17 protein-coding genes are annotated in these 16,074 nt (G+C 66.8%); 6 read left to right on the top strand and 11 right to left on the bottom strand.

The genetic code is table 11. From position 1 onward, the window contains the following. Nucleotides 1-68 precede the first annotated feature (68 nt). The 3 genes from hisD (at nucleotide 69) to acnA (ending at nucleotide 5,620) form a co-directional block, all read left to right on the top strand. Nucleotides 69-1,418, top strand: coding sequence for a histidinol dehydrogenase (hisD, locus tag QNI11_RS13045; protein WP_283980460.1), 1,350 nt, complete (start codon nucleotides 69-71; stop codon nucleotides 1,416-1,418). A gap of 3 nt (nucleotides 1,419-1,421) precedes the next feature. Then, nucleotides 1,422-2,378 carry a cupin domain-containing protein gene (locus QNI11_RS13050; protein WP_283980461.1) on the top strand — a complete coding sequence of 319 codons (957 nt, stop codon included), beginning with the start codon at nucleotides 1,422-1,424 and terminating at the stop codon, nucleotides 2,376-2,378. Between the two features lie 452 nt (nucleotides 2,379-2,830). After that, nucleotides 2,831-5,620, top strand: coding sequence for an aconitate hydratase AcnA (gene acnA, locus QNI11_RS13055; RefSeq protein WP_283980462.1), 2,790 nt, complete (start codon nucleotides 2,831-2,833; stop codon nucleotides 5,618-5,620). A gap of 116 nt (nucleotides 5,621-5,736) precedes the next feature. Here acnA and QNI11_RS13060 read toward each other — a convergent pair whose 3' ends face one another. Then, complete coding sequence (locus QNI11_RS13060) at nucleotides 5,737-5,994, bottom strand: YjhX family toxin (RefSeq protein WP_100930143.1); 258 nt, start codon at nucleotides 5,992-5,994, stop codon at nucleotides 5,737-5,739. Nucleotides 5,995-6,434: 440 nt separating this feature from the next. On the opposite strand from QNI11_RS13060, the gene QNI11_RS13065 reads away from it, so the two are divergent. Then, nucleotides 6,435-6,563 carry a hypothetical protein gene (locus tag QNI11_RS13065; protein ID WP_256388379.1) on the top strand — a complete coding sequence of 43 codons (129 nt, stop codon included), beginning with the start codon at nucleotides 6,435-6,437 and terminating at the stop codon, nucleotides 6,561-6,563. An 81-nt stretch (nucleotides 6,564-6,644) separates the two neighbouring features. Here QNI11_RS13065 and QNI11_RS13070 read toward each other — a convergent pair whose 3' ends face one another. From QNI11_RS13070 to yajC, 9 genes are all read right to left on the bottom strand, one after another. Beyond that, the gene (locus QNI11_RS13070) at nucleotides 6,645-7,187 is read right to left on the bottom strand and encodes a DsbE family thiol:disulfide interchange protein (protein ID WP_100930142.1); all 543 of its coding nucleotides are present in this window, start codon (nucleotides 7,185-7,187) and stop codon (nucleotides 6,645-6,647) included. After that, nucleotides 7,180-7,332 (bottom strand): heme exporter protein CcmD, encoded by a 153-nt coding sequence (gene ccmD / locus QNI11_RS13075; RefSeq protein ID WP_100930141.1) that lies wholly within the window; start codon nucleotides 7,330-7,332, stop codon nucleotides 7,180-7,182. The genes QNI11_RS13070 and ccmD overlap by 8 nt, the downstream gene beginning before the upstream one ends. Beyond that, nucleotides 7,329-8,078, bottom strand: coding sequence for a heme ABC transporter permease (locus tag QNI11_RS13080; protein ID WP_100930140.1), 750 nt, complete (start codon nucleotides 8,076-8,078; stop codon nucleotides 7,329-7,331). The genes ccmD and QNI11_RS13080 overlap by 4 nt, the downstream gene beginning before the upstream one ends. Nucleotides 8,079-8,163: 85 nt before the next feature. Continuing rightward, nucleotides 8,164-8,820 (bottom strand): heme exporter protein CcmB, encoded by a 657-nt coding sequence (gene ccmB, locus QNI11_RS13085; RefSeq protein WP_283980463.1) that lies wholly within the window; start codon nucleotides 8,818-8,820, stop codon nucleotides 8,164-8,166. Continuing rightward, the gene (gene ccmA, locus QNI11_RS13090; protein WP_283983509.1) at nucleotides 8,817-9,422 is read right to left on the bottom strand and encodes a heme ABC exporter ATP-binding protein CcmA; all 606 of its coding nucleotides are present in this window, start codon (nucleotides 9,420-9,422) and stop codon (nucleotides 8,817-8,819) included. Before ccmA ends, ccmB begins: the two co-directional genes overlap by 4 nt. A 47-nt stretch (nucleotides 9,423-9,469) precedes the next feature. Next, on the bottom strand, nucleotides 9,470-9,823 hold the full coding sequence (locus tag QNI11_RS13095; protein WP_283980464.1) for an Mth938-like domain-containing protein: 354 nt from the start codon (nucleotides 9,821-9,823) through the stop codon (nucleotides 9,470-9,472). Between the two features lie 14 nt (nucleotides 9,824-9,837). Beyond that, the gene (gene secF / locus QNI11_RS13100) at nucleotides 9,838-10,806 is read right to left on the bottom strand and encodes a protein translocase subunit SecF (protein ID WP_283980465.1); all 969 of its coding nucleotides are present in this window, start codon (nucleotides 10,804-10,806) and stop codon (nucleotides 9,838-9,840) included. Nucleotides 10,807-10,819: 13 nt separating this feature from the next. Next, entirely contained in the window at nucleotides 10,820-12,487 is a 1,668-nt protein-coding gene (secD, locus tag QNI11_RS13105) for a protein translocase subunit SecD (protein WP_100930135.1), read from the bottom strand. A 7-nt stretch (nucleotides 12,488-12,494) separates the two neighbouring features. Further along, entirely contained in the window at nucleotides 12,495-12,782 is a 288-nt protein-coding gene (gene yajC / locus QNI11_RS13110; RefSeq protein ID WP_100930134.1) for a preprotein translocase subunit YajC, read from the bottom strand. Between the two features lie 148 nt (nucleotides 12,783-12,930). Here yajC and QNI11_RS13115 point away from each other — a divergent pair, with 148 nt between their 5' ends. Next, the gene (locus tag QNI11_RS13115; protein WP_283980466.1) at nucleotides 12,931-13,578 is read left to right on the top strand and encodes a serine protease; all 648 of its coding nucleotides are present in this window, start codon (nucleotides 12,931-12,933) and stop codon (nucleotides 13,576-13,578) included. Nucleotides 13,579-13,805: 227 nt separating this feature from the next. Here QNI11_RS13115 and QNI11_RS13120 read toward each other — a convergent pair whose 3' ends face one another. Next, nucleotides 13,806-14,558, bottom strand: coding sequence for a calcium-binding protein (locus tag QNI11_RS13120; protein ID WP_283980467.1), 753 nt, complete (start codon nucleotides 14,556-14,558; stop codon nucleotides 13,806-13,808). A 217-nt stretch (nucleotides 14,559-14,775) separates the two neighbouring features. On the opposite strand from QNI11_RS13120, the gene serS reads away from it, so the two are divergent. Further along, entirely contained in the window at nucleotides 14,776-16,068 is a 1,293-nt protein-coding gene (gene serS / locus QNI11_RS13125) for a serine--tRNA ligase (RefSeq protein WP_283980468.1), read from the top strand. Nucleotides 16,069-16,074: the final 6 nt, after the last annotated feature.

The raw sequence follows: 16,074 nt of genomic DNA on the forward strand, positions 1-16,074 counted from the left end.
TACGCTTGCCGCAGCTACGCCGTGCCGCTATCCATGATTGCAAACGTATGCAAAGTGGCGAGGGGATCATGGCCATCACGTATCTGAAACGCGGCAAGGCGGATGCGGACCGCCGACAGGACGATGCGCAGGTCCGCACCGCGGTCGAAACCACGCTCGCCGACATCGAGGCGCGCGGAGATGCCGCCGTCCGCGACCTGTCGCAGAAGTTCGACGGCTACACGCCGGACAGCTTCCGCCTGTCTCAGGACGAGATCGACGCCCTGATCGCCACCCTGTCGGAACAGGAGATCGCCGACATCCGCTTTGCACAGGCACAGGTGGTGAAATTCGCCGAGGCGCAGCGCGCCTCCATGCGGGACATCGAGGTTGAAACCCTCCCCGGGGTGATCCTCGGCCACAGGAATATCCCCGTGCAGTCGGTCGGCTGCTACGTGCCCGGCGGCAAGTTCCCCATGGTCGCCTCGGCGCATATGTCGGTGGCGACGGCGCGGGTCGCCGGGGTGCCGCGCATCGTCGCCTGCACCCCGCCCTTCAAGGGCCAGCCCAATGCCGCCGTCATCGCCGCCATGCACTTCGGCGGCGCGCACGAGATCTGGGTCCTCGGCGGCATCCAGGCCATCGGCGCCATGGCCATCGGCACCGAGACGATGCAGCCGGTGCACATGCTCGTCGGTCCCGGCAACGCCTTCGTCGCCGAAGCCAAGCGCCAGCTCTTCGGGCGCGTCGGCATCGACCTCTTCGCCGGCCCGACCGAGACGATGGTCATTGCCGACGACACCGTGGACGCCGAGCTTTGCGCCACGGACCTGCTGGGACAGGCGGAACACGGTTACAACTCCCCCGCCGTGCTGCTGACCAACTCCCAGAGGCTGGCCTACGACACGCTGGCAGAGATCGAGCGCCTGCTTGCCATCCTGCCCACCGCCGACACCGCCCGCGCCTCCTGGACCGACTACGGCGAGGCGATCCTGTGCGACACCTACGACGAGATGCTGGCGGTCGCGGACGACATCGCCTCCGAACACGTGCAGGTCATGACGGACCGCGACGACTGGTTCCTCGAGAACATGACCTGCTACGGCGCGCTCTTCCTCGGTCCCCGCACCAACGTGGCCAACGGCGACAAGGTGATCGGCACCAACCACACCCTGCCGACCCGGAAGGCGGGCCGCTACACCGGTGGCCTCTGGGTGGGCAAGTTCCTGAAGACCCACAGCTACCAGCGCATCACCACCGACGAGGCCGCCGCCCGCATCGGCGCCGCCGGATCCCGGCTGTGCATGCTGGAGGGGTTCGCCGGGCATGCCGAGCAATGCAACCTTCGCGTGCGCCGATACGGCGGCGTCAACGTGCCCTACGCCGAGGCGGCGCCCGTCCTGCCCTCCGAAAAAACCGCAACCCCCGAGAAAGCCTGACCCATGGATCTCTCTGACCGCATCGTCCGCTACGGCGAACTTCAGCCCTGCAAGACCGCCTTTATCGACGCCCACACGCCGGGCTCGGACCAGAAGGAGAACTTCACCATCATCGGCGGCGGCGTGTCGGAATCGCCCGATCAGCACGTCCACATCTCGATCCCGCACGGCTTCAACATCGGTGCCGCGGGCCAGCCGCCCCGGTGCCGCAACTCGCTCCACGACCACCACACCGCCGAGGCGTTCTTCGTCCTCTCGGGCCGGTGGCGATTCTTCTGGGGCCGCTGGGGCACCGCCGGCGAGGTGGTGCTCGAGGCGGGCGACATCTTCAACATCCCCACCGGCATCTTCCGCGGGTTCGAGAACATCGGCACCGACTACGGGATGATCATGGCGATCCTCGGCGGCGACGACGCGGGCGGCGGCGTCATGTGGGCGCCGCAGGTGATCGAGGATGCCCGCGCGCATGGCCTCGTGCTGGGCGACGACGGCAAGCTCTACGACACCAAGCGCCAGCAGCGCCTGCCCGAGGGCGTTAATCCCATGCCGCTGATGTCGGACGAGGAACTGGCGAAGCGGCCGGAACCCACCACGGCCGAGGTCCTGCCCAACCACGTCGCACGCTACTGGGACATGGTGGCGCTGGCCGACCGCACGCCCTGCAAGGTGATCGGCGCCACGGGCCTGCTGAAGGACCGGCCCGGCTTCGAGGTCGACTTCATCACCCGCCCCTCCGCCGGTGGCGAACAGCCCGCCGCGCCGCACCCCACCGTGCTGATGCCGGTGACCGGCCACTGGCGGGTGGACTGGGCGGACGGACACGCCATCCTCGCCCCCGGCGACACGATGAGCGTCCCCGAGAACCTTTCCTACCGTGTGGCGCCCTCCATGACCGGCGACGCCGCGCTCTACCGCATCACCGGAACCGGAGACCCCGCCGGTCCGACCCGCGTGGCCTGATACGGGTAGCCCCTCTTCCAGTCGGAAGTGTCATCGCGCCACGGTTCCCGGGAGCCGTGGCGCGATACGTTCGGGGGATGCGTGCCGGAACCGGTCGGGTCGAGGATCGCGGCGCGCGGCCAGAGGGCGGCATAGGCGCGCTGCCCCGTCCTCTTCGAACACGCCCGCGAGGTATTTCCGTCCAGAACAAGGCAGCGTCTCACACCATTCTTCGAGTGGCGCTTGGGGCCGCAACAGTGGCCGCCGCATTCTTCACCAATCGGGCCCCTGCCCCACCCGGCGGCGGCGCTTGACCCGTGACACACACAGGGAAACCGGCAATCTGGACAGGACGCGCGGCTGCGACAATTTTCTGTGTACAATGGCATACAAAACGCCACAGACCCCTTGAGTTGTTTGCGGCGTTGCGGCATGACACGGCTATCACATTCCGTCACCCATCGGAGGTTCCCATGACCATTCAAGTCGGCCACGACAGCGCCAAGACGCGCAAGACGCTCGAAGCGGGCGGCCAGACCGTCTCCTATTACTCGATTTCCGCCGCCGAAGCCGCCGGGCTCGGCGACTTCTCGAAGCTGCCCGCCGCGCTCAAGGTGGTGCTCGAGAACATGCTGCGTTTCGAGGACGGCAAGACCGTGACCCAGGACGACATCAAGGCCTTCTCCGACTGGGCGAAGAACGGCGGCAAGGGCGACCGGGAACTGGCCTACCGCCCGGCACGCGTTCTGATGCAGGACTTCACCGGCGTTCCCGCCGTGGTTGACCTCGCCGCGATGCGCGATGGCATCAAGGCACTCGGCGGCGACGCGCAGAAGATCAACCCGCTGAACCCCGTCGACCTCGTGATCGACCACTCCGTCATGATCGACGAGTTCGGCAACCCGCGCGCGTTCCAGATGAACGTCGACCGCGAGTACGAGCGCAACATGGAGCGCTACGAGTTCCTCAAGTGGGGCCAGACCGCGTTCAACAACTTCCGCGTCGTGCCCCCGGGCACCGGCATCTGCCACCAGGTGAACCTCGAGTACCTCGCCCAGACCGTCTGGACCGACGAGGACCAGAACGGTGACATGGTCGCCTACCCCGACACCCTCGTCGGCACCGACAGCCACACCACCATGGTGAACGGTGCGGCCGTGCTGGGCTGGGGCGTTGGCGGCATCGAGGCCGAGGCCGCCATGCTGGGCCAGCCGATCTCCATGCTGATCCCCGAGGTCGTGGGCTTCAAGCTGACTGGCGAGATGGTCGAAGGCACCACCGGCACCGACCTCGTTCTGAAGGTCGTCGAGATGCTGCGCGAACACGGCGTGGTGTCGAAGTTCGTCGAATTCTACGGCGACGGCCTCGACAACCTGCCGCTGGCGCAGCGCGCAACCATCGCCAACATGGCGCCCGAGTACGGCGCGACCTGCGGCTTCTTCCCGATCGACGACGAGACCCTGCGCTACCTGCGCGTCTCCGGGCGCGAGGAAAGCCGCATCGCGCTGGTCGAGGCCTATGCCAAGGAAAACGGCATGTGGCGCGACGCGGGCTACAGCCCGGTCTATTCCTCCATGCTGGAACTGGACATGGGCACCATCGTGCCCGCGATCTCCGGCCCCAAGCGTCCGCAGGACTACATCGCGCTGGACAAGGCCGCCCCGGCATTCGCCAAGTACATCAAGGGCGTGCGCGACGGGCAGGACGTCCCGGCCAAGGACGAAGTCCGCTGGGAAGGTGAAGGCGGCGCACCCGAGCCGCGCGACATCCCCGGCGACGAGGGCAAGCACAAGCGCGGCTTCGTGGAGACCGCCGACGGCGCCTACCAGCTGCACGACGGCTCCATCGTGATCGCCTCGATCACCTCCTGCACCAACACCTCCAACCCCTACGTCATGATCGGCGCGGGTCTGGTGGCAAAGAAGGCGCACGAGCTGGGCCTGAACCGCAAGCCCTGGGTGAAGACCTCGCTGGCCCCCGGCTCGCAGGTGGTGTCCGAATACCTCGAGGCCGCCGGCCTGCAGGAGCACCTCGACGCCATCGGCTTCAACCTGGTGGGCTATGGCTGCACCACCTGCATCGGCAACTCCGGTCCGCTGGACGCGCCGATCTCCAAGGCGATCAACAAGTACGATCTGGTCGCGACCTCGGTGCTGTCGGGCAACCGCAACTTCGAAGGCCGGATCAGCCCGGACGTGCGCGCCAACTACCTCGCCTCGCCGCCGCTGGTGGTGGCCTACGCGCTGGTGGGTGACATGAACGTCAACATCGCCACCGACCCGCTGGGCAAGGACAAGGACGGCAACGACGTCTATCTCAAGGACATCTGGCCCTCGAACGCCGAGATCGCCGACCTCGTCGAAAAGACCGTCACGCGCGAGTCGTTCCAGTCCAAGTACGCCGACGTCTTCAAGGGCGACGAGAAGTGGCAGTCGGTCGAGGTGAACGGCGGCGAGACCTACGACTGGCCGGCGACCTCCACCTACGTCCAGAACCCGCCCTACTTCCAGGGCATGGGCAAGGAGCCGGGCACGATCTCGAACATCGAGGGTGCACGCGTCCTGGCGATCCTCGGCGACATGGTCACCACCGACCACATCTCTCCGGCGGGCTCGTTCAAGGACACCACCCCGGCAGGCAAGTACCTGACCGAGCGCCAGGTGCCCGTGCGCGAGTTCAACTCCTACGGCTCGCGTCGCGGCAACCACGAAGTCATGATGCGCGGCACCTTTGCCAACATCCGCATCAAGAACGAGATGCTGGACGGCGTCGAGGGCGGCTACACCAAGGGCCCCGACGGCGAACAGACCTCGATCTACGACGCGGCCATGGCCTATCAGGACCAGGGCACCCCGCTGGTGATCTTCGGCGGCGAACAGTACGGCGCGGGCTCCTCGCGCGACTGGGCGGCCAAGGGCACGGCGCTCCTGGGCGTGAAGGCGGTGATCGCCGAGAACTTCGAGCGTATCCACCGTTCGAACCTCGTAGGCATGGGCGTCATCCCGTTCGAGTTCACCGGCGGCGACACGCGCAAGTCGCTGGGCCTGAAGGGCGACGAAACCGTCGACATCAAGGGCCTCGACGATGTGAAGCCGGGTCAGGAAACCCCCTGCACCATCACCTTCGCGGACGGCTCCACCAAGGAGATCACGCTGAAGTGCCGGATCGATACCGCCATCGAGGTGGAATACATCGAGCACGGCGGCGTGCTGCACTACGTGCTGCGCAACCTCGCAGCCGAGGGCTCCGTGGCAGCCGAATGAGCCGGGCCACGGCCTGAAGCCATTGCCGAATGATCCGAAAGCGCCCCCGAAAAGGGGCGCTTTCTTCGTTCAAGGCAGGGCGGCGCACAGCCCCGCCCTACCCCATGTCGCCCCGCTCAGCGCTGGTCGAGCTGCGCCCGCACGGCGGCCAGCCCCGCCCGGGTGACGCGATAGGCCGCCCCGCCCCGCGACCGGATCAGCCGCCGCTTCTTCAGGCGCTCCACCACTGCCAGCGTGCAGTCGTTCAGCACGTGGCCGTCGCGCGTCACGCAGGTCACGTCCAGCAGTTTGCCGTTTGCGCCGCGTTCAAAGGAAATCGCGCCGCCCTGAGCCAGCACGTGCAAGACGCGCTGTTCGTATTTCGAGATGTTCATTGGAAGTCATGTCCGGATCAGACGTCAGCCGCCAACCCTCCGGCCGGCGCGCGGAAGGTCAGGTCTCGTCGGGACCGGTGTTCATCCTGTGAGCCCGGCCCTCAGCGGCCCGCCACATTCTCCAACATGCAAACTCCATCGGCCCGGGATCGGGCCTTGGCGCCCTAGATAGCCACCCCAGCCGCACGGGACAAGCCCCCGGGTCAGGCTTTCCTGACCTCCCGCTTGCCATGAGTATCAATTATCACGAACGGGCCCGCCGCTCCCGCCTCGGCAGGAGCTTGCCGAATTTCGCGGCAACCGGCAGGCCACCGCGCAGATTTTCCTCGCCCCGCAAGGCATCCCCTATGCCCGCAGGCACGACCCCTTTAATTCCCCGGCGACGGGACCATTTCACAGCCACGGCCCACGAAAGAGACCGAACAGAGAGGCGCCCAGAGATGAAAGTGATTACCCTTCTGCAGGCAGGCGCATTGCTGCTGCTCGCCGTGATCGGTGCATACGCAGGCACGCAGGACAGCAAGGCCCCCTGCGACACCCGCCAGGAAACCACCGTCTGCGATCTCTGACGACGCCCCCCTTCATCTTGGTGAAAAATACCTCCGCCGGAGGCATCCGCCCTGCCCACGCGCACCCGCGCCGGGCAAGGGTCAGTCGGCCAGCGCCTTCTCCAGCTCCGGCACGAACCGCTGCTCGTAGTCCGAGCCAACCAGCGGCCCAACGAACTTGAACAGAACCGTGCCGTCGCCGTCCACGATGAAGGTCTCCGGCGGCGCTGTCACACCCCAGTCGATGGCCGTGCGGCCGTTCGGGTCGAAGGCCACTGCCTCGAAGGGGCTGCCCTCGTCCTCGAGGTAGGACCTGGCATTCTTCGCCTGGTCCTTGAAGTTGACGCCGAGGATCGGCACCCCGTCGGCCTGCAACGCCAGAAGTTGCGGATGCTCCGCCCGGCACGGCGGGCACCAAGAGGCCCAGAAGTTGACCAGAACGACCTCGCCCCGGGCCAGCATCTCAGGCGTGATGCCGGGGTAGCCTTCCAGCGCGACATCCGTCACCGCCGGGGCGGGCTTGCCCTCGAAAACCGATTCAAGCCGGTGCGTCTCGTCGCTGTTCTTCAGCCCAAGGTAGGCCATCACCCCGAAGGCGGCGAAGATCACCGGCGGCAGGATCATCAGCGGCGACACCTTAGCCATCCTTGCGGCCCTCCACCTGTTCCAGTTCGCGTTTCACGCGCCGCGAGCGCAGGACCGAAGCCACGATCAGCAGCCCCAGCAGCGCCAGCGACACAGCGTAAGAGGCCAGCACAGGCCCCGCATACTTGCCAAGCTCAGGGATCATGCCACCCGCTCCCGCGCCAGAAGCGCCCTTGTCCGTCGCGCCCGGATCTCCGTCTGGGTGCGCAGGAAAACCAGTGCGATGAACAGCAGCACGAAGCCCGCCATGCAGACGAACAGCGGCACCGCGTAGACGTTGGACACCCGCTCTTCCGTATCGCCGGCCAGCGCGCCCGCGCGCATGACCGAGGCGCCCTGGTGCAGGCCCTGGTTCCAGAAGTTGACGGCGTAGCGGCTGAGGATCGCAAAGACCGAACCCACGAGGCACAGGATCGACGTCAGGTCCGCCGCCGTGTCGTCGTTCTCGATCGCCTCCCAAAGCGCCATGTAGCCCAGGTAGAACAGGAACAGGATCAGGAAGGATGTCAGCCGCGGGTCCCATGCCCACCACGTGCCCCACATGGGCTGGCCCCAGATCGCGCCCGTCGCCAGTGCGATCAGCGTCATCACCGCCCCCACCGGCGCCGCGGCCCGCGCCGCCAGCGCGCTCACGTGGTGGCGCCGCACGATCCAGATCAGCGAGGCGACCAGCATCATCAGCCAGGCGTTGATCGCCATCAGCGCCGCAGGCACATGCAGGTAGATGATCTTGACGGTCGATCCCTGCCGGTAGTCGTCCGGCGTCAGGAAGAACCCCCAGAAGAGGCCGCCCACCAGCGCCACGACAGCCGCGGCCGACAGCCAGGGCAGCACCCTGTCCGTGGTCCGGATGAACTTGACCGGATTGGCATATTCCCAGATCGACGCCATGGCTCTCCCTACCTTCGCCTCCGGTTTCCATGAACCCCAAATATCGGCCCGAGGCAATATGTCCCCGGGCGCCCGACGGCCCACCTCACCTGAGGTTTATCCGCAGGACGGCGGCGCTGGCAAACGGCAGGAGCGCGATCACGCCAAAGCTGATCCCGGCCAGCATCGCCAGCGGCGTCGCCACCGGCAGCCCCTCTGACCCGCGCCGCGCCACCTCTGCGCCGAAGATCAGCGTCGGCACGTAAAGCGGCAGCACCAGCAGCGACATCAGGAGGCCGCCGCGTTTCAGCCCCACGGTCAGGGCCGCCCCGAAGGTGCCGATCACCGACAGCGCGGGCGTCCCAAGCGCGAGGCTGACGAAGACCCACAGGTATCCTTCGGCCGGCAGGCTCAACAGCACGCCCAGCATCGGCGCCGCGACCACCAGCGGCAGCCCCGTGGTGATCCAGTGCGCCAGCGCCTTCACGCTGACGATGCCCTCCATCGGCAGCGGTGCCGTGGCCAGCAGGTCGAGCGATCCGTCCTCCCAGTCGAGGGCGAGGATACGGTCCAGCGACAAGAGGCAGGCCAAAAGGGCGCCGATCCACAGCACGCCGGGCGCGATGGTCGAAAGGAGGCCCGTCTCCGGCCCCACGCCGAAGGGCACCAGCACCGTGACGATCAGGAAGAACGCGAGCCCGAGGCCAAAGCCCCCGCCCGCCCGCACCGCCAGCCGCAGGTCCCTGACCAGCAGCGCGATCACAGGAAGGCCTCGTCTTCCACGGCAACGCGCGGCTTCGCCTTGAAGGGGGTCACGTCCAGCACGTCCGCCTCCAGCCCGAGGTCGATGTGCGTCGCCATCAACGCCGATCCCCCGCCCGCAAGATGCGTGCGCACGGCATCGGCGAAGAGTGCGACAGAGGCCGTGTCCAGCGACACCGTCGGCTCGTCCAGCACCCAGACCGGGCGGCCCGTCACCATCAACCGCGCCAGCCCAAGCCGGCGTTTCTGACCGGCACTCAGGCTGCCCGCCAGCCGGTCCCGCAACGGAATCAGGTCGAAGGCCTCGATTGCATGGGAAATATCTGCGGTGCCAAAGACCTGCGCCCAGAACTTCAGGTTTTCCGTGACGGTGAGCATGGACTTCAGACCGTCGGAATGGGCGGCATAGGCGATGCGCTCTCCGGCGCCCTCGATCCGCCCTTCCAGCGGCGGCTGAAGCCCGGCGATGGTGCGCAACAGCGTCGTCTTGCCTGACCCGTTCGGACCGCGCAGAACCAGCGCCCTGCCGGCGCCGATCCCGAAGGTCAGCCCTTCGAGCACCGGCACGCCCCCGCGCGCGACCCCCAGACCGGATACCTGCAAAACCGTCACCGAAGGCCCTGACTTGTCATGGAAATGCGTCCTCCGCCTCAGACCGGCAGCACCGCCAGCGCGACGCGGCGCCCTTCGCTGATCAGCACGTTGTAGGTCCGGCAGGCAGAGGGCGAACTCATCACCTCGACCCCCAGCCCCTCGGACTCCAGCCGCTCCCGCAACTCCGTCGGGAGAAAGGCGATCTCGGCCCCGGTGCCCACGAGGATCACGTCCACCATGTCGACGAAACTCAGCAGGCTGCCCTCGTCCTCGAAACCACCCCAACCGGCCTTGCCCTTGTCCCACAGCAGCAGCGCACCTTCATGCACCTCGCCGCCGACACGGAAGAAGCCCGGTCCGTAGCCGTCCACGGGCCGGGCGTCGGTATAGATGATCTCGTTCATGCGCATGTGGCCTCCGTCGTTCAGGCGTCGACGTCACCGAACTGCGTGCCCGGCGTGTCCGCGGGTTTCGACCAGTCGCGCTTCACCCCAAGCCGCAGCAGGATGGCGGAGGCGACGAAGATCGACGAATAGGTGCCGACGATAATGCCCCAGGTCATGGCAAAGACGAAGCCGCGGATCACGTCGCCGCCCAGCACCAGAAGCGCGATCAGCGCCAGAAGCGTGGTCAGCGAGGTCATGACCGTCCGGCTCATGGTCTCGTTGATGGACATGTTCAGGACCTCCTTGAGGTCCTTCGACTTGTACTTGATCAGGTTCTCGCGCACCCGGTCGAACACCACCACCGTATCGTTCAGCGAATAGCCGACGATGGTCAGCAGCGCCGCGATGATCGCCAGGTCGAAGCGGATCTGCAACTCGCTGAAGATGCCGATGGTCAGCGCCACGTCGTGGATCAGCGCGATCACCGCCCCCAGCGCGAACTGCCATTCGAACCTGAGCCAGATGTAGACCAGCACCGCCGCAATCGCGAGGCACACCGCCAGCACGGCGGTATGGATCAGCTCCTGCGAGACCTTCGGACCCACCGATTCAACAGAGGTGAAGCGGATGTCCGGAGCGACCTCCTTCAGAGCCGCTTCGGCGGAATCGATGACGTCGGTGCTGACCGCTTCCTCGCCGTCCTGCGCACCGATGCGCACCATGGCGACGTTCTGGTCGTCGCGGAAGTTCGGGTCGAACACCTCCGAGATCACCGTGTCGCCCAGCCCCAGCGGCGCCAGCGCGTCGCGGTAGGCGCCCACGTCGACCGGCTCCGCGCTCTCGGTCCGGATGGTCGTGCCGCCGCGGAAGTCGATGCCGTAGTTCAGCCCCTGGATGAAGAAGCTTGCCAGCGCGATGACCACCATCACCCCCGAGATGCCGAGCCACAGCTTCGATCTCGAGAAGAAGTCCCAGTTCAGATCGTCCTTGACCAGTCTCAGTCGCATGTCAGGCTCTCTCTCAAACTTCGATGGTCTTGGGGCGGCGGCGTTCGAACCACGTCACGATCAGCACGCGCGTCACGAAGATCGCGGTGAAGACGGAAGTGATGATGCCGAAACCCAGCGTGACCGCGAAGCCCCGCACCGGGCCGGAACCCATCACGTAGAGGATCACGGCAGTGATGAAGGTGGTGATGTTGGCGTCGACGATCGCGCTGAGCGCCTTTTCATAGCCCAGCTCGATCGCACGCGCCGGTCCGCGCGCCGTCTTCAGCTCCTCGCGGATGCGTTCGAAGATCAGCACGTTGGCGTCCACCGCCATGCCGACCGTCAGCACGATCCCCGCGATCCCCGGCAGGGTCAGCGTCGCCCCGATCAGGCTCAGCAGGCCGAACATCAGCGCGACGTTCAGGATCAGCGCGATGTTGGCGAAGACGCCGAACAAGCCGTAGCTCGCCACCATGAAGCCCAGCACCGCAACAAAGGCCACACCGGTCGCCAGCTTGCCGGCCTCGATGCTGTCCTGCCCCAGTTCCGGACCGATGGTCCGTTCCTCGAGGAACTCCAGTCCCGCGGGCAGAGCGCCTGCGCGCAGCAGCACGGCAAGGTTGGTCGATTCCTCGACCGTGAAGTTGCCGGTGATGATGCCGGCGCCGCCGCCGATGTGGCTCTGGATCACGGGGGCAGAGATCACCTCGTCGTCCAGCACGATGGCGAAGGGCGAGCCGATGTTCTCGGCGGTGTAGTCGCCGAACTTGCGCGCGCCGCCGGGGTTGAAGTTGAAGCTCACCGCCGGGCGGCCGTTCTGGTCGAAGGTCGGCTGCGCGTTGGTCAGCTCTTCCCCGGTCACGACCGGGGTCTGCTCCAGTACGTAATACAGCCCCTGCTCGTCCAGCGAGGGCAGCAGTTCGTTGCCCGGTCCGGGCGCGTCGTTCTGGTTGGTGGTCCGGCCGACGACCGGCTGGAAGGTCAGCTGCGCCGTGGTGCCGATGATCTCTTTCAGTTCCGCCGCCGAGCCGATGCCCGGCACCTGGATCAGGATGCGGTCGAAGCCCTGCCGCTGGATCGTCGGTTCGCGCGTCCCCACCTCGTCGATGCGGCGGCGGATGATCTCCAGCGACTGTTGCAGCGTGCGGTCGTCGGTTGCCTGCTTTTCGGCTTCCGACAGCGTGACGACCAGTTCGTCGCCCTCGCCGCGCACCTCGATGTCTGACGCGCCCGCGCCGGTCAGCGTCACGACCGGCTGCGCAAGCCCGCGCACCACCTCGATGGCGCGCTGCATGCCTTCCGGATTCGACAGCTTGACCCGCAGTTCGCCGCGGTCGACGGCCTCGGAGTTCCAGCGGATCGTGCCCACCGTGTCACGCTCGTCGCGCAACAGGTCCCGCACTTCCGGCCAGAGCGACTCCATCCGGGACTTGTAGACGTCCGTGGTCTGCACCCGCGCCAACAGGTGCGCACCGCCCCGCAGATCGAGCCCGAGGTTCACCAGCCCCGACGGCAGGAAAGACGGCCACTGGGCCTCTGCCGCGCGGTTCTCCGACGTGTCGGCGCCCGCCTCGATGGCCTTGACGGCGTCGTTGTGGCTTTCGACCCGTCCGTAGAACAGGTTCGGAATGGCCAGAAGCAGGCCCACCACGACGGTGAGCCAGATCAGCCAGCGCTTCCAGGCGTCGATCTGCAGCATTTGGGTCTCAGGCCTCTGCGGGTTCGGTCTTGGATTTCACCGCCGCGATGGTGGAGCGCATGATTCGCACCTTCACGCCTTCGGCGATCTCGACCTCGACCTCGGCGTCGTCCTTGACCTTGACGACCTTGGCGATGATCCCGCCCTGGGTGACGATGATGTCGTTGCGGCGGATCGCCTCGATCATCGCCTTGTGCTCCTTCACCTTCTTCTGCTGCGGGCGGATGAGGAGGAAATACATGATCGCGAAGATCAGGCCCATCATCACGAAAGAGGAAAGGGCGTTCTGGTCCATTGGATGCTCCCTGCTGGATCTCTGTGTCGGATCTGCGGGGCATCCCCCGCTAAATTGGCCGTTACCTATGCGGCCCTGCGCCGGGATGCAAGGTGCGCGGCAGGCTGGCAGATGGTCGCGCAGGCCTGTCCCGCGCTATGCTGCAGCCATGTTACGGGTTTTGCTCCTGGCCCTGGCCGCCGTCCTCCTGCCCGTCCCCGCCCCTGCGGAGGACGCGGTCGGTCGTCTGAACCTCGCCGGCTACCGCCACCGCGAGATGTGCACGGCGACGCTCGTGGCCCCCGATATCGCGCTGACCGCGGCGCACTGCGTCACAACGCCCGCCGACGGATATCTCAAGCGGATCGGGGACATGACCTTCGTCGCGGGCTGGGACGGAGAGCATCACGCAGGGGCCGCACGAATCAAGGCCGTGACCGTGCACCCGAAGGCCTACGACAACGGGCGTTTCGACATCGCCCATGACATCGCGCTTGTGACGCTAGACCAGCTACTGGAAGTCGCGCCGTTGCCGGTGGGCATTGGCGTTCCGCCGGGACCGATGACCCTTATGGGCTACCGCCGTTCCGTCCCGCACCGCCTGACGATCACACCTTTGTGTTACGGCGACGAGACAGGCCAACTCTGGCGATTGCGCTGCCGGGTCGAACCCGGTCAGTCCGGCGGCCCGGTCTTCCTGGGCGAGGACCGCGCCCGCCGCATTGTCGCCGTCATCGCCGCGGTGGTGGAGGAAGAAGCCATCGTCGTCCCCGTCGACAGCTGGCTCCTCGCCCAGCTTGCCAACCTCCGGGATTGACCTCTCCCTGAGCGACAGACGGTGCAGAGCCAGCCCTTGAACCAACACGGAAGAAATGGAAACAGCGGCGGATACGCCTGAGACCGGGACAGGCCTCTCCTCATCACCCGTTGCTGACGCGCTCTGCCGTCCGGCCTCGTCACGGAGACCTCCAACGCGACAAGGAAAACCGGCCAGACACCTGAATGTCCGGCCGGTCACCAGCTCAAGAGTCAGCACGGTAAACCTCAGACGCGGCTCACCACCCGGACATGCCCGTTCAGATCCCGCGCCAGCGCATCGGAGAACACCGCCGCGTCGTGGCCGTTGACCGACAGCACCGCGCCCTCGTCGCTGTCGCGCAGTTCCGCCACCGGCGCACTGCCGTCCGCCGGGATCAGCGAGGGGTGATAGAGCAGCAGCTCCACCTGCTCGCCCCTCTGCCAGTCGCGGATCATCACCGGCTGGTCCTCCGGCTCGTCGACGAGGTTGGAGAAGAAGTCCGTCCCCTCCCCGCCGATCATTGTGTCGCCGTCGTCGCCCACCAGCCAGTCGTCGCCCGCGGCGCCGAACAGGCGGTCGGGCGCAAAGGGCTGGTCGGGGTGCAGGTCGATGGTGTTGATCCGGTCGTCGCCCGGCCCGCCGTTCACGTCGTCCTGCCCGCCGGTCGCGGTGATGACGTCGTCGCCCGCACCGCCGAACAGCGTGTCGCTGCTCCAGTTCGGATTGACGGCGCCCGCATCCGTCATCACCGCGTCCTCGTCCCAGCGCAGGTCAGAGATCGTGTCGTTCCCTCTCCCGCCGCGCACCAGGTCGTTGCCGTCGTCCGGCAGCAGCAGTTCGGCCCCGCCGTTGCCCATGATGACGTCGTCGTCATCGCTGCCGACCACGGTGTCGTCTTCGCGGATCACGTCCTCGCCCGGCTCCGGGACGTCTTCCATCATTCCTTGCAGGACCATCAGCACCATCGCACCGACGACCGCCATCAGGCCGAACCCCATGTGATTGCTCCTCGATCCCGGGCGCCCGTGTCCCGCGGTTTCGGGGATCATGGCCTTCAAACGAAAAAATCCCGTTAAACGGCAAAGGATTGTCGACGGGCATTGAACAATGGCCGTCGGACGCCAGATGGACCCGCGGCAGGCTGGCCCCTACACTCCCCCTGAAACTTCGGGCATAAGCGCTGCGACTCGACAGCATTCTTCCGTGGAGACCCAAATGCACGACATCCGCGCCATCCGAGAGAACCCGGAAACCTGGGATGCGGCCCTCAGCCGCCGCGGGGCAGAGCCGATGTCGTCCGCCATCCTCGCCCTCGACGCCGACCGCCGCGCCGCGATCCTCGCCGCGGAGACGGCGCAGGCCGACCAGAACAAGGCGTCGAAGGACGTGGGCAAGGCCAAGGCCTCGGGCGACGAGGCGGAGTTCGAACGCCTCCGCGCCCTCGTGGCCGAGAAGAAGGCCGAGGTCGCCGAGATGCAGGAGAAGGCCAAGGCGCTCGACGCGCAGCTGACCGACCTCCTGATGGGCGTCCCGAACCTGCCGCTGGCCGAGGTGCCCGACGGCGCGGATGAAAACGACAACGTGGAGATCCGCCGCTGGGGCGAGCCGCGCAGCTTCGACTTCACGCCGAAGGAGCATTACGAGCTCGACGGCGTGAAGCCCGGCATGGATTTCGAAACCGCCGCGAAGCTTTCCGGCTCGCGTTTCGTGCTGCTTTCGGGCGGGGTCGCGCGCATCCACCGCGCGCTGGCACAGTTCATGCTCGACACCCACGTCGAGGAACACGGGCTTGCCGAGACCTGGACCCCGGTCCTCGTGCGGCCGGAGATGATGTACGGCACCGGCCAGCTTCCGAAGTTCGGCGAGGACAGCTACGAGACCACCAACGGCTGGTGGCTGATCCCCACGTCGGAGGTCACGCTGACCAACATCGTCAACGGGCTGACCGTGGACGAGGGCTACCTGCCCCGCCGCTACGCCGCCCATTCGCAGTGTTTCCGGTCGGAGGCGGGCAGCGCCGGCCGCGACACCGCCGGCATGCTCCGCCAGCACCAGTTCGAGAAGGTGGAGATGGTGACCGTATGCCACCCCGACACGTCGCTGGCCGAACACGAGCGCATGACCCGCTGCGCGGAGACCATCCTCGAGAAGCTGGGCTTGCCCTACCGCACCGTCGTGCTCTGCACCGGCGACATGGGCTTCGGCGCGCAGAAGACGCACGACATCGAGGTCTGGCTCCCCGGCCAGAACACCTACCGCGAGATCAGTTCCGTCTCCACCTGCGGCGATTTCCAGGCCCGGCGGATGAACGCCCGCTACAAGCCCGCGGAGGGTGGCAAGCCCGGCTTCCTGCACACGCTGAACGGCTCCGGCCTCGCCGTGGGCCGGGCGCTGATCGCCGTGCTTGAGAACGGCCAGCAGGCGGACGGCTCCGTCGACCTGCCCGAGGCGCTGCACCCGTGGCTGCGCGGCAAGACCCGCCTCGACGCCTCCGGTAACCTGGTTTGAGACCGG

Origin of the sequence: Sagittula sp. MA-2, assembly GCF_030126985.1 — a bacterium.
Classification (GTDB): Bacteria; Pseudomonadota; Alphaproteobacteria; order Rhodobacterales; family Rhodobacteraceae; genus Sagittula.